Source organism: Asaia sp. A2 (assembly GCF_057319415.1).
In genome coordinates, this window is record NZ_JBXWTO010000049.1 from 1 (window position 1) to 256 (window position 256).

The following is a 256-nucleotide window of genomic DNA, read 5'->3' on the forward strand; positions in this document are numbered from 1 at the left end:
ATCCGCCGTGCCGCACGGGCACTGGAAGACCACAACGTTCATCGCGGGACTGCGGCTGACCGGCATCGTGGCGCCCATGGTGCTGGACGGACCGATCAACGGCCGCAGCTTCCTGACTTATGTCGAACACGTCCTCGTGCCGGATCTGCGCCCCGGCGACATCGTCGTCATGGACAATCTCGGCTCGCACAAGGGGCCGGGCGTGCAGGCGGCGATCGAGGCCGCCGGAGCCAGCCTGCGGTTCCTGCCGCCCTAC

General features: G+C 68.4%; 1 protein-coding gene. It reads left to right on the top strand.

What is annotated here, in order from left to right; translation table 11 throughout:
- Window positions 1–256: transposase (locus ACWNRM_RS15225; RefSeq protein WP_485172256.1), on the top strand; the 256-nt coding region annotated here is incomplete at both ends.